The organism is Eudoraea adriatica DSM 19308 (assembly GCF_000382125.1).
GTDB classification, from domain to species: domain Bacteria; phylum Bacteroidota; class Bacteroidia; order Flavobacteriales; family Flavobacteriaceae; genus Eudoraea; species Eudoraea adriatica.
In genome coordinates this window covers 322,461-335,718 of the sequence record NZ_KB907549.1, presented here as the reverse complement: position 1 = coordinate 335,718, position 13,258 = coordinate 322,461, and the positions used below count along the sequence as shown (strand labels likewise).

10 protein-coding genes are annotated in these 13,258 nt (G+C 38.5%); 1 reads left to right on the top strand and 9 read right to left on the bottom strand.

Translation table 11 applies throughout. The features are described from left to right. Window positions 1-426: 426 nt before the first annotated feature. On the top strand, window positions 427-684 hold the full coding sequence (locus tag G504_RS0111010) for a hypothetical protein (RefSeq protein WP_026348520.1): 258 nt from the start codon (window positions 427-429) through the stop codon (window positions 682-684). A 174-nt stretch (window positions 685-858) separates the two neighbouring features. Here G504_RS0111010 and G504_RS0111005 read toward each other — a convergent pair whose 3' ends face one another. The 9 genes from G504_RS0111005 to G504_RS19240 all read right to left on the bottom strand — a co-directional run bounded on the left by G504_RS0111005 (window position 859) and on the right by G504_RS19240 (window position 13,238). Then, complete coding sequence (locus G504_RS0111005; protein WP_019670234.1) at window positions 859-2,427, bottom strand: amidohydrolase family protein; 1,569 nt, start codon at window positions 2,425-2,427, stop codon at window positions 859-861. Window position 2,428: 1 nt separating this feature from the next. Beyond that, window positions 2,429-4,954 (bottom strand): M14 family zinc carboxypeptidase, encoded by a 2,526-nt coding sequence (locus tag G504_RS0111000; RefSeq protein ID WP_019670233.1) that lies wholly within the window; start codon window positions 4,952-4,954, stop codon window positions 2,429-2,431. Window positions 4,955-5,076: 122 nt separating this feature from the next. Further along, window positions 5,077-6,297, bottom strand: a complete 1,221-nt coding sequence (locus tag G504_RS0110995) for a sensor histidine kinase (protein WP_040444147.1) — start codon at window positions 6,295-6,297, stop codon at window positions 5,077-5,079. A 161-nt stretch (window positions 6,298-6,458) separates the two neighbouring features. Continuing rightward, on the bottom strand, window positions 6,459-7,853 hold the full coding sequence (locus G504_RS0110990; RefSeq protein WP_019670231.1) for a Gfo/Idh/MocA family oxidoreductase: 1,395 nt from the start codon (window positions 7,851-7,853) through the stop codon (window positions 6,459-6,461). Between the two features lie 99 nt (window positions 7,854-7,952). Beyond that, window positions 7,953-11,315 (bottom strand): preprotein translocase subunit SecA, encoded by a 3,363-nt coding sequence (secA, locus tag G504_RS0110985; RefSeq protein ID WP_019670230.1) that lies wholly within the window; start codon window positions 11,313-11,315, stop codon window positions 7,953-7,955. Window positions 11,316-11,527: 212 nt separating this feature from the next. Further along, on the bottom strand, window positions 11,528-11,752 hold the full coding sequence (locus G504_RS0110980) for a DUF2795 domain-containing protein (protein ID WP_013551418.1): 225 nt from the start codon (window positions 11,750-11,752) through the stop codon (window positions 11,528-11,530). A 136-nt stretch (window positions 11,753-11,888) separates the two neighbouring features. Then, the gene (locus G504_RS0110975) at window positions 11,889-12,464 is read right to left on the bottom strand and encodes a cob(I)yrinic acid a,c-diamide adenosyltransferase (RefSeq protein WP_019670229.1); all 576 of its coding nucleotides are present in this window, start codon (window positions 12,462-12,464) and stop codon (window positions 11,889-11,891) included. A gap of 99 nt (window positions 12,465-12,563) precedes the next feature. Further along, complete coding sequence (locus G504_RS19790) at window positions 12,564-12,704, bottom strand: hypothetical protein (RefSeq protein WP_019670228.1); 141 nt, start codon at window positions 12,702-12,704, stop codon at window positions 12,564-12,566. Between the two features lie 33 nt (window positions 12,705-12,737). Then, a complete protein-coding gene (locus tag G504_RS19240) occupies window positions 12,738-13,238 on the bottom strand; it encodes a hypothetical protein (RefSeq protein ID WP_019670227.1) in 501 nt (166 codons plus the stop codon). Between the last annotated feature and the right edge of the window lie 20 nt (window positions 13,239-13,258).

The following is a 13,258-nucleotide window of genomic DNA, read 5'->3' as shown; positions in this document are numbered from 1 at the left end:
CATCTGTCATTTCGAACCGATCTGGGTGTATTTCTAATATTTCCAAAAGGTCAGCACCTGTCATTTCGAATCGAACCAAGTGAGTATGAGAAATCTGATTTTTTCAACTACCCAATTGAATTGATTATATATTAATATTATTTACTCTACTATCCCCTAAAAAGAAATAATTTCCTACATGTGGCCAATTCTAATTCTGATCTTATTATCATAATTTACCTAATATCACCCGAATAATCTATTTACAATACCGGTTAAAAACACAATATACCGATGAAGGGATTTTTGTTAGGATTCTTTATATCCGAAATTTCAAACACTTTATCGTTATTTTTTCCAGGTACCGAAAAATATAGTGCTTTCAGCGATTTATACCCTAGGGATATCACTTTCTGTAGTTATTTTATTATACCCAAATCTAATAACATGAAAGCCTTTTTAACCTTAGTACTTATACTTTTATTCGGAGCAGCAGCTCTGGCTCAAAAAACTACACACTATGGTAAAGTTGAAACATTACAAATGGATATTGTTTTGGATAGTAGCCTTCCTGTTTCTCACAATAGTGGGCAAATTAAGGCAACAAAAGAAGACGCTGTTGCGCGCTTATACAAATTCAAGAATACAAGAGTAAAAAGAGCTTTAGCTTTTTCTACGAAAAAAAACAACCCCAAATTAGCCTAATCCCAATCTTATGATACTATTTATTCTATTATTACCCGTTGCACTTTTAATGAGTTATCTTATTGTTTTTCCAAAAACAAAAGGTGTTTTAAGGCCTATTAAAGTGCATACAGGACGAAGATAAGTTCTCCCTTTATTTTTTTGCAATAATTCAGCTGTCAATTAAGACAACGATTATTCCTGAATTCCAGGTTGTTTAATCTGATAATTCAAACGCTTTTTCTCTGCATCGACCATTTGCTTAACTTCCTGAAGCAAGGCTTTTGCATCATAGATTATGCCGTCTTTAATGGTGTATTTTACCCCGCCAACCCGAACTACTTCATTATCTTCTGTAAGTTTAATAGCTCCGGTACCATATAGTACTTTTAAGTTCTGTAAGGGATTTTCGTCAATAACCACGAAGTCTGCAAGTTTACCAACACTAACTGAGCCTATTTGGTTATCCATTCCCAAGGCTTCTGCTCCATTCAGGGTGGCAGAACGAATAATTTCCAGGGGATGAAACCCAGCTTCCCGCAACAGCTCCATTTCCCGGATATATGCAAAACCATAAAGCTGAAAGATAAAGCCCGAATCTGAACCCGTGGTTACCCTACCGCCGCGATTTTTGTATTCATTTATGAAGGTCATCCAGAGTTTGTAATTCTCCTTCCAAGCCACTTCCTGTTCTGTTCCCCAATAATGCCAATAAGAGCCATGGCTGATTTTACTGGGCTGGTAGAAATCCCATAAAGACGGGAGGGTATAATCTTCATGCCATTCTGCGCGCCTTGCTCTTTGTAAGTCCCTGCTGGCCTCGTAAATATTAAAGGTTGGGTCAATTGTAAAGTCCAGGGCAATAAGTTCGTCCATAACTTTATTCCAGTGTTCTGAAAAAGGTTTTGCAGCCTGCTGCCATAGCTTACCTGCCTCTTCAAAGCGGTCCTGTTCGTTGTTATAGTTATAGTCTAAAGGATAATCCTGTACCGTGCGGTCTTCAAAAAGTGCTTCCGGCAAGCCATACCAGTGCTCCATACTTGTTAAACCTGCCCTTGCCGAATGCAGTACATTCCATCTGGCAACATTTAATTGAGCATGGTGACAAGCTGATCGCAAGCCTAATTTTTTGTTTTCATCCAAAGCTGCTGTCATAATTTCGGGTGGTGCCCCAAATAACTTAATGCCATCCGCCCCTTTTTTGGCATTATTTCGCACCCATTCACGTGCCATCTCCGGAGTGCTGATGGCGGTATCACTCCCCTGGCCGAATCCTGTATACGCCAAAATACGGGGTGCCACAATTTCATTTTTGGCACTTTTTCTTTTCAGGTCTAAAGTAAAGTCTACACCACGTCCGCTTGGTTCCCTTACGGTCGTAATTCCATGAGCCATCCAGAGTTTAAAAACATATTCGGGTTCTGCGCCTTGTGCTTTTCCTCCGATATGTCCATGCATATCCACAAAGCCGGGAAGTAAAAACATGCCTTCGCAGTTTAATTCTTTCCCCCCAGGTTTTAGTTGTGGTCTTTCCGAGGCCTTAATCACTACCCCCGGATAACCAACCACTTCAATCTTCTGTATGCGGTTGTTCTCTACTAAAATATCCACTGGCCCCAGTGGAGGGGCACCATTTCCGTTGATTAGGGTGACCCCTCTTATGATGAGCTGAGTAAATGGCCCGTCACCCTTGCTGCTTTGGCCAAGAATTGAAAGATTGGAACATAAGATGAGTATTAAAACGAAATTTATTTTTTTGTTCATATTAGTCTTCTGGTATTGGTATTTCAATTTTATCACCTAAAAACAAGGCATTCAGGAACAATCGGTTTGTACCGTACCACGATCCCCTGAAATTAGGATTATCAGCAAATAAAATTACTCGCCCATCGTCTAAAGGGCTAACAATAAGTGATGCTGAGGCTTTTAAGAATTCTTCGCTGTTCTTTCTGCTGATATAACCATCTATTAGAGCATCTCTGGAATACCTGGCTACCGTGGAATACTCATTTTTGCTTGGAGAGAGCCATACGTTATTATTTTTATAAACCGGGATATCTGTATCTCTGTAACCAAAAGCGAGAGGGTGTGTAATATCCAGATCAACCTTCAATATAATACCTCCAATATTCTCTTTACCGAGGTTTTCACTGGCATCCACATAAGGTGTTCTCAATACAGCTTTTGTAGAATCTATCTCGGATATTATAAGTTTTTCTTTTACTATTTTATTTTCAATGACCCATTCGGAGGCTGTTCCGATTGTTATAAGTGTATTTCCCTTTTTAACCCAGTCTGAAAGTCTTGCCTGCTGCTCTTCTGTAAAGTTATATTCACCCGAAATCATCACCAGTGTATTATACTCCTCGAGCTTTGCCTCATCATAATTCCTGATAGGTATTTTAGTAATTGGCATGTGCACCCTTGTATCCAACAGATGCCAGACTTCACCGGCTTCATAAGAGCGGGTTCCTTCTCCTATAAGCATTGCTGCTGTGGGTTTGGTTATGGGACGAACATTCCTGCTGCCCAGATCAATTCCCGCGCTGTTGTAGCCGGTGGCGATCCCATAAATGGGAACCTGATATTTTTCCTGTGCCTCAAGCACCCATTTATATACTTCATCCGTATTTTTCTTTTGAAGGCTTACCGGAAGAATTAAGGCTCCATAATTAAATGACCTACTGGAATTATCAAGCTTTGTTGTAAACGGTTGAAAAGCGGAAGAAAGCACCAATTCTTTCGATTGAAGAAAATTTAAAACTGCCGGCGCATTGTAATCATCCCAATCAATTATATAGGCATACTCAGATTTTTGAACAGGATCAATATTTATTAGATCAGCAGTTGAGTTTATTTTTTCTCCCAGGCTAACCCTTCTAAGTCCGCTGTAATTGATATTATAGAAATTTGCCACTGACCATGCCGAGGCATCATAAAAAACGCTGTCGCGGTATTTTTTATAAGTTTCAAACATCGTCTGAACCATCCTGTACTGGGGTTGGGACGTAGGCACTACATAAGATTCGTTTCCGTATTTGTAAACGTTTATTTTATGGATTAGCAGTTTGTCAATAAATGCCTTGATCCGATTTTTGTCGTAACGATCCCCAAAACTGTATCCCTGTATTCCTTTTATTGCAGAATTCATCATTGCCGTCTTAAAGAATTCTTTCTGATAGGCTCGCAATAATTCTTTGTTTTCTACGGCGGCTTTAACCGTTGTAATACTTGAGGTGTACTGATTGCGAATGGTAAAAGGGAAGGTAATTTCCCCAAAGGCGGTTTCCTGTTTATGCCCCCTGGAGCTCGCCTGTTCAAACAAGAGCCCTAGTCCACCCTGAATATCCGGATAGGAAGAACCATAGCCGGGATATGTACCGTCAAAAGCTTCCTTTGTAAAGTAAAATGATCCTATGCTATCGAGGGCCTTGGCAAAATAGTTACCAAAAATAGTATTGAGATCCTCATAATTTTTTTTAGGCATTATGGGGTTTAGTGATCCGTTAGGCTTCATTGGTTCGAAGAAATAGGTGCTTTGTGAGCCCATTTCATGAAAATCGGTTACCACATTAGGATACCATTCATGATACCATTTAAGCTTACCCCTACTTTCCGGGTTTATTGCCAGAAGCCAGTCTCTGTTAAGGTCAAACCAGTAATGATTAGTCCTTCCGCCGGGCCAGTATTCGTTGTGCTCGGCATCCTGAGTGTCCGCTACCAATGGATTCCCCTGGTAACTATTGACCCACTGAGTATGCCTGTCCCGACCATCGGGATTGATGGTTGGATCTATGAAAATAACTGCATTGTTAAGGTAATTAAGTATCTCAGGATTATTGGAAGCTACAAAAGTATAGGCACTTAATAGGGCTGCTTCGGAACTGGAAGGTTCATTCCCGTGAACGTTGTAACCCAAATTAATAAAAACAGGAAGTGAGCTATCCGAAGAAGTGGATTTACCTGGATCTGTATATGCAAGGTGCCTTTCCTTTATGGCTTCAAGATCAGTTAAATTATCCGGCGCAGTTATGGTTAAGATTACCAATTTGCGTCCTTCATGTGTTTTGCCATATTCATAAATAGAAGCCCTGTCTGAAAGTTCAGCAAGTTTATATAAATAGGCCACAATCAGATCATGTCTGGTATGGCGTTCTCCAATTCCATAACCTAAAAATTCTTGCGGAGAAGGAATATCGCTGTTGAAAGGATGAAATTTTTGTACAAAATAATCCTGACTATACAGGAGCGTACTAAACAGGAAAAGGCATACTATTAAGGAATTCCTCATGAGGGGCAATTTTTGAATTAGTCGCCTAAATATAGGTATAAATTGCTTTATGAAGAAGTGTTTTCAAATTGGGAATGCCTTGTTCCGGAAACAGGTAAAAGCTGCATTAAACGGGGTATTCCCTAGGCTACGGATTGATGAAAGTCGCTCTGGCCTATTTCTTTAAAATTTATTATATAATTGGTTCCTTTTTTGGAAAAATCCCTGATTATGTTTCCTTTCAGTTGCCGGGCAAGGTTATGAATTAATTTTAAGCCCAGTGAGGGGGTGTTTTTATAATCTACTTCTTCCGGAAAACCAACACCATTATCTCCAATATTGAGTACGTAATCTTTATCGTCGATTTTCTTTAGTTCAATATTTATTTCCCCCTGGTCATCACCTTTTATACCATATTTAAGGGCATTTGTCAGAGCCTCATTGATTAGGAGCCCTAGGGGAATAGCTGTATCTATACCCAGTTCAATTTGAGGTATGTTAATGTTAACCGAAACGTTACTATCAGCCCCCTTTACTGATTTAACGAGGTATTCGCTTAATTCCTCAACATAGGATTTATAATCTATTTTGGCCAAATCATCTCGCATGTAAAGCATTTCATGCACCATTGCCATTGCGATAACCCTATTCTGACTACTTTTTATGAGATTTTTTACTCTTTCATCCTTTATACCCCTTGATTGAAGGCTTAAAAGGCTGGATACGGTCTGAAGATTATTCTTAACTCTATGGTGTACCTCCTTTAGCAATGTGTCCTTTTCATGTATCCGCTCTTCAATTTCCATTTTGGTTTTATAAAGCTTATGATGCGCTTTTAAAAGGTTTTTACCAAGAACTCCTCCCAGAAGGTAAACGGAGAATATGACGCTTAAAAAGCTGAAAAGGTTTTGACTTTCGGCAGGAATGACATTTCGGGTTAAAGAAAAATCTGAAATTTCCTGGACAAAGATTAAAGTAATAATAAGAATGGTGAGATACAGATAAATTTTTCCATAATTGCGTGTTGTTGCATATCCCGCAAATACAACAATGGCAAGTACGAAAATAAACGAACTGTTTATGCCTCCTGTTAACATTGTTATGGCGGTAGCGGAAGCTAAACCAAGTATAGAAAGTATGTTATAGGTAAGGGTTAGATTTTGGTGTGAAGCATAGGCCAGGTTATTAATTATGCTCAATGCACCAAAGGCAATGAATACATGAGGAACTACTTCAAAAATATTCAGGAAAAAAAGACAAATCAATCCAAAGACCAATGAGAAAATAGAGGCGAAATAGCTTACTCTGAGGGTCAGACGTATTTTGTCCTGTATCCGGGGCTTATGTTTGACTGCTTTTTCCATGATTTGAATTATTTCATTAATGTAGATCTGCTGCATGTGGAAAATCGCAACCGTATCTGGGAAGCGAATTCCCTTATTGGTGTAAAGCTATATATGTTTTATTTAATATTCAACAGCTATACGAACAAATAATAATTTTGTTATTTACAGTATATAAAGAGCTAGTTCCGAATTTCCTGAGGCTGTAAATCTGTGAGATCCTTGATTTTGACAGCGCTACCTGATTCAATACTCTTTCTTGCTGCAATGCCTATTAGCACTGACATAGCGCCATCCCTGCTTCCTGCTGTCCTGCCAAAAGGATCAACGGAATCAGTGCTTCTGAACATTTTATCCTGCAAGCGCTTATCACCTCCGCCATGACCACTTTTTTCCATCTTTACCATTACAGTTTCGAAATCCTTCCATAACTTATGCACTATGATAGGTTCATTATGACCAGATTCCGTTTTATTTTGCTCCATTTCCTTGTCGTGCATTTCGGCCTGATCGATATTCATTTCTTTATAATAAGGAATATCCATCCATGCTTCCAGTCTGCCTTCTGTACCGTTAAATGCAACACGCCAACCTTCGAGCGGGGAGTAGGTGGTAAGCGAATAATTTAATTGCACCTTATTTTGATATTTGACTTGTGCTGACATCTTATCGTAAATATTTATTTCATTTCTAAAAAGGCAGTTGTCTCTTATATACCCATCGTATTTCTCATTATTTGTGTAAAGGTCAGTTAAAAACTTATTTTTTGTAATGTCCCAATGGAAATCACATTTGGAATGATGATCACAATTTCTGCAGTTATCCCCTTTAAAAGGTCCATTTTTGCCATAAAATTCAAGGTCTCCGAAAGCAAATACTTCTGATGGTTCTGAATTAATCCACCAATTAAGAAGGTCAAAATGATGTGTCGCTTTATGTACCCATAGAGATCCGCTACTTTCCATCTGTCCGTGCCATCGCCGGAAATAACTGGCACCATGGTAGGTGTTCAGATACCAATGAAAGTCAACAGATGTTAGTTTGCCTATGGTATTTTCAGCCAATAACTGTTTTATTTTAGTGTTGTAAGGGCTCCATCGGTAGTTAAAGCCTACAATCAGGTTTTTTCCTGACTTTTTTTCTATATCCAGAATGGCCTGACATTTAATTTCATCCGTAGTCAATGGTTTTTCCGTAAGAACATCGCAACCCATTTCCATTGCTCTAATAATAAATTCATGGTGAGTTGAATCTTTGGTGGTTACAATGACAAGATCCGGACCGGAGTTCCGGATCATTAAATCAAAATCTGCAAAGGTGGGGCAATTAGCTCCTATATATTCCTTTCCAAATGCCAGGCGTCCGGGATTAATATCGCACAGGCCCACAAATTCAAGAATATCCGAATACTCATCAAGGAGGCGTTTTCCCCAAAAAGTGATACCACGTATACCTGTGCCAACAAGGGCTATTTTTAGTTTTTTATTTATTCCAAAATCAAACTGTGTTATTGGCATTACAGAAGAGGCTGCTAGCATGCTAACGGAGGTCAGGAATTTACGTCTGGAAGATTTCATCTGAAAAATAATATAGGGTTAATACTTAAAGATATGGTATTTTAAATAAAAAAAGGTGTCCTTAAAAGGACACCTTTTTACTGCATGCTATTTAATTTGTTACTCTTCAATCAAAACCCATTCCCCACGGTTTATTAGTGGTTCAGCCTGTTTGTATTTAACGGTTTTGCTTTCACCTGACATTACATTTTTTATAGTGACTTTTTCATTCCTGCCAATTTTTGGTTTTTCACGTACAATGGTTTCTGTTATTGGTGCCCTGCCGCCCTGATTCTGACCTATTGCCCTGTTCCGTGCCGCTAATTCATCATTATTCGGGATTTCCTCTTTGGTAGTCTGAAGTTTTTCTTTCGGTCTGCGCACATTTCTGGCTTCCTGAATCTCACTGGTATCAGCTGATGGCAATTCCCCTTTGAATAAGAAGGAAACTACTTCTTTGTTAACGCTGTCAATCATACTTTTAAAAAGTTCAAAAGCTTCAAATTTATAGATCAATAAAGGGTCTTTCTGCTCGTGAACAGCCAACTGAACAGACTGTTTTAATTCGTCCATTTTCCTGAGATGCGTTTTCCAGGCGTCATCGACTATGGCAAGGGTTATGTTCTTTTCAAAATCTGTAACCAATTGTTTTCCATTCGAATCATACGCTTTTTTAAGATCGGTAACCACATTTAGAGACTTAATACCATCTGTAAAAGGAACTACAATACGCTCAAACTTATTACTGTTGTCCTCATATACCTTTTTAATTACCGGGAAGGCTGTGGCAGCACTTCGCTCCATTTTGCTCTGGTAATATTCATAAGCCGCATTGTAGGTTGTATTTGCGATTTCCTGAAAGCTCTGTTTAGCGAATTCCTCTTCTGTAACAGGGGAGGTTATGGAAAAATATTTGATGAGTTCAAATTCGAAATTTTTGAAATCATTAGCCGCCTTGTTGGTTTCAGCAATTACTTCACATGTATCATAAACCATGTTCGCAATATCTACCTTAAGTCGCTCACCCTGAAGTGCATGCCGTCTTCTTTTATAAACTACTTCACGCTGGGCATTCATTACATCATCATACTCCAGGAGGCGTTTACGAATACCAAAGTTATTCTCTTCTACTTTTTTCTGTGCCCGTTCAATAGATTTGGTCATCATGGAGTGCTGGATCACTTCTCCTTCTTCAAGGCCCATCCTATCCATCATTTTTGCTACCCGATCCGAACCAAAAAGCCGCATTAAGTTATCTTCCAAAGAGACATAAAATTGAGAACTTCCGGGATCTCCCTGTCGCCCTGCACGACCTCTCAATTGCCTGTCCACCCTTCTGGAATCATGTCTTTCTGTTCCTACGATGGCCAAACCTCCGGCTTTTTTAACTTCTTCAGATAATTTAATATCCGTCCCGCGTCCTGCCATGTTGGTTGCAATGGTTACGACTCCGGCATTTCCTGCTTCAGCAACAATATCTGCTTCTTTTTTATGCAGTTTCGCATTCAAAACATTGTGGGGAATTTTTCTTATTGTAAGCATTCGAGACAGAAGTTCAGAAATTTCCACGGAGGTGGTACCAATAAGTACCGGTCTTTTTTGTTCCGAAAGTTTGGTAACTTCGTCAATAATGGCGTTGTATTTTTCTCTTTTTGTTTTATAGATCAGATCATTTCTGTCATCCCTTGCTATAGGTCTGTTAGTTGGGATTTCCATAACGTCCAGTTTATAGATCTCCCAGAATTCACCGGCTTCCGTTACAGCTGTACCGGTCATACCAGCAAGCTTTTTATACATTCTGAAATAATTCTGTAAAGTAACCGTGGCAAAAGTCTGTGTCATTGCTTCGATTTTTACATTCTCTTTCGCCTCAATAGCCTGGTGCAAACCGTCTGAATACCTTCGGCCATCCATGATACGACCTGTCTGTTCATCAACAATCATAACCTTATTGTCAATAACCACATATTCCACATCTTTTTCAAAAAGGGTATAAGCTTTTAACAATTGACTCATGGTATGGATACGTTCGCTCTTAACCGCAAAATCTTTAAACAATTCTTCCTTAGCTGCTGCTTCCTTCTCAATTTCGAGGTTTTGATTTTCAATCTTTGCAATTTCACTACCGATATCGGGCATCACAAAAAAGTCTTTTTGCTGATCCCCGGATATGTATTCGATACCTTTATCTGTAAGCTCAATCTGATTGTTCTTTTCATCTATAACAAATAACAATTCTGCATCTACCTGAGGCATCTCCCTGTTATTGTCCTGCATATAGAAATTCTCTGTCTTCTGAAGCAATTGCTTTATGCCTTCTTCACTTAGAAATTTAATCAGGGCTTTATTTTTAGGCAGGCCCCTGTGAACCCTGAGTAACAGAAAACCACCTTCCTTGGTGTTGCCGGCGGAAATTTCTTTTTTAGCTTCGGCCAGTACTCCGGTAAGGTACTGACGTTGTTTTTGAACGATATCTGAAACCTTGGGCTTCAATTCATTAAATTCATGGCGATCTCCTTCCGGTACAGGTCCGGAGATGATCAAAGGTGTACGGGCATCATCGACAAGTACAGAATCTACCTCATCCACAATGGCATAGTGATGCGGGCGCTGGACCAGGTCACCGGGTGTATGTGCCATATTATCTCTGAGGTAATCGAATCCAAACTCGTTGTTTGTTCCATAGGTAATATCCGCGTTGTAGGCTGCTCTTCTCCCCTCAGAATTAGGCTGATGCTTATCTATGCAATCTACGGACAATCCATGAAATTCAAATATAGGTGCCATCCAGGCGCTATCCCTTTTGGCCAGATAATCATTTACTGTAACCAAATGTGCTCCTTTTCCTGCTAAGGCATTTAGATACATTGGAAGTGTGGCAACGAGGGTTTTACCTTCACCGGTCTGCATTTCTGCAATTTTCCCCTGGTGTAAAGCAATACCGCCGATTAACTGCACATCGTAATGTACCATATCCCATGTAACTTCTTTTCCTGCAGCATCCCATGAGTTTTGCCATACCGCATTATCACCTTCCAGACCCACGTATTCCTTGGATCCTGATAACAATCTGTCAAATTCTGTTGCCTCAACGGTTATGGTTTCATTATTTACAAATCGCTTTGCCGTTTCTTTCACTACAGCAAAGGCTTCAGGAAGAATTTCATTTAAAGTGTCCTCTGTAATCCTATAGGCTTCTTCTTCCAGCTTATCAATTTCTGCATAAATTTCCTCATTTCTGTCAATATCCGGAGAGGCTTTTACTTCTTCTTTAAGGAGGTCTATCTGTTTCTGAAGTTCTTCAGCAGATTTTTTTATAGTTAGTTTGAAGTCTTTAGTTTTTTGCCTAAGTTCATTATGGTTCAGGCTTTCCAATGCGGCCTCAAAGGATTTGATCTCCTTTAAAAGAGGCTGTAGTTCCTTGACATCTTTCTTAGCCTTGTCACCAACAAATGCCTTAATGACTGAATTTAAAATACTCATAAATTATATTTGTTTTGATAGCATGTTGTTCAGAACTTAAAGTGCAATAGAGTAAGCCTTAAAATGAACAAAATGCTATAGAATTGCAATATCCTTTATAAAGCAAAAGGTATTCCAGATTTTATATTTCTTCTTAAACTTCTTTAAGTCTGTCAAAATTACATAAAAAAAAAGCCTCAAATGAGACTTTTAGTAGGTTTTAGATAACTTCATTAATATTCATCCTCATTCCAGAGGTAATCTTCTTCTGTAGGGTAATCCGGCCATATTTCTTCTATTGATTCGTATATTTCGCCACCTTCTTCCTCCATAGATTGCAGATTCTCTACTACTTCTAAAGGAGCACCAGTTCTAATAGCATAATCAATTAATTCATCTTTAGTGGCCGGCCAGGGTGCATCGCTTAAATAAGATGCTAGTTCTAATGTCCAATACATGGCTTACGTATGATTTTAAAATTTTTGCAAAAATAAATTTTAAACCCAAAATGCCAACAAAAATCTGAGTAAAATCAAGTATTTTATTAACAATTTAGGGTTTTGATAAATTCATAACGAATAAATAGTGTAATTATTAGCCTTTATTCTCGGGAATCCACTTTATTTCATTCGCTTTTAAGTCGTTGGACAACTTCCGTGCCAAAACAAATAAATAGTCCGAAAGGCGATTGAGGTAGGTAAGCACCATGAGATCAACAGGCTCATTTTCATGTAGCAGTGATACCATGCGCTCCGCTCTTCTGCAAATAGTACGGGCAATATGACAGTATGACACAATTGTATGTCCTCCCGGTAAGATAAAGTGAGTCATTTGTGGCAAGGTTTCATTCATCATGTCTATTTCATTTTCCAATTGTTCAACATCCGCAATGTTTATTAATGGGATATTAAGTCGCTCCTTTCCACTTTTTAATTGTGCTTTTTCAGGATCAGTGGCTAAAATTGCACCTACTGTAAAGAGTTTGTCCTGGGTAGCAATAAGCTGTTCTCTGGAATGTAAATCCAGTTCCTGATCTCTAAGGAGTCCAAGCCATGAATTTAATTCATCCACAGTGCCATATGCGTTAATTCGGATATGATGTTTAGCAACTCTTGTACCACCAAAAAGTGAAGTAGAACCCTTATCCCCGGTTTTGGTATATATTTTCATAGGCTATTTATAGAACTTTTGAGTTGCAAGTTAGGAAATAGGCTTTATATGGATTTTTCCCTAAGTGATAAAAAATAAGATTCGCTAAAAGATTTGCAATTACTTCCTTTTATCTTTTCGTTCATAACCATCCATAAATTTCCTGGATTTTCTTCTCTTGGAACTCTTTTTGCTAAAAATAGAAATGATTACATAAACCACAGCCACACCGGCTAAAATATAATAAATACTGTTATCCATGGTATATAAATAGACTATCTTAAAGTTAAGGGTTTAAATTCGAATTTTAAAATGTTCTTTGGCCTGCGTTTTATGGAAAAAAAGAAGTCCGCCAAAATATAAATCCACGCTTACGATCACAAAATCTGCCAGAATTAATTTATTCCAAATTTCTTTGGAATCGCTTTTTTTTCTGACATTATCAATAAATATTATCCCTTCGGGATGTTGTTCTGCGTAATCTTCCATAGCCGAAATTTGAGATTCTGTTTCCAGCCCCCCATAATATTTCATATCAAAAGGCCCTTCAAAAGACAGCGATGGAAATTGTTCTTTGACTTTACACCTGATAAGTTCGTTGCCTTTTTCAAAACCCAGACTATTTGGCTTGAAGTAATCAATGCATTTAAAAAATGTATTCAATGAGTTTGATCTGCTGTATTTATGTTTGCTATAAAGACCCTTTGTGACAAAGCGGTAAATAAATGGTGAATGGATTCCGTGCTGGTTAGTTGCCTTAAACCAAAATCTCAGGTAGTCAAATGCATTAGACATTAAAGTAAATTCTAATTATC

Bases quoted from the DNA above. Each gene is read 5' to 3' on its own strand.
- G504_RS0111005 (WP_019670234.1), bottom strand. From the start codon at position 2,427: ATGAACAAAAAAATAAATTTCGTTTTAATACTCATCTTATGTTCCAAT.
- G504_RS0110990 (WP_019670231.1), bottom strand. From the start codon at position 7,853: ATGAAATCTTCCAGACGTAAATTCCTGACCTCCGTTAGCATGCTAGCA.
- secA (WP_019670230.1), bottom strand. From the start codon at position 11,315: ATGAGTATTTTAAATTCAGTCATTAAGGCATTTGTTGGTGACAAGGCT.
- G504_RS0111000 (WP_019670233.1), bottom strand. From the start codon at position 4,954: ATGAGGAATTCCTTAATAGTATGCCTTTTCCTGTTTAGTACGCTCCTG.
- G504_RS19240 (WP_019670227.1), bottom strand. From the start codon at position 13,238: ATGTCTAATGCATTTGACTACCTGAGATTTTGGTTTAAGGCAACTAAC.
- G504_RS19790 (WP_019670228.1), bottom strand. From the start codon at position 12,704: ATGGATAACAGTATTTATTATATTTTAGCCGGTGTGGCTGTGGTTTAT.
- G504_RS0110975 (WP_019670229.1), bottom strand. From the start codon at position 12,464: ATGAAAATATATACCAAAACCGGGGATAAGGGTTCTACTTCACTTTTT.
- G504_RS0110980 (WP_013551418.1), bottom strand. From the start codon at position 11,752: ATGTATTGGACATTAGAACTAGCATCTTATTTAAGCGATGCACCCTGG.
- G504_RS0111010 (WP_026348520.1), top strand. From the start codon at position 427: ATGAAAGCCTTTTTAACCTTAGTACTTATACTTTTATTCGGAGCAGCA.
- G504_RS0110995 (WP_040444147.1), bottom strand. From the start codon at position 6,297: ATGGAAAAAGCAGTCAAACATAAGCCCCGGATACAGGACAAAATACGT.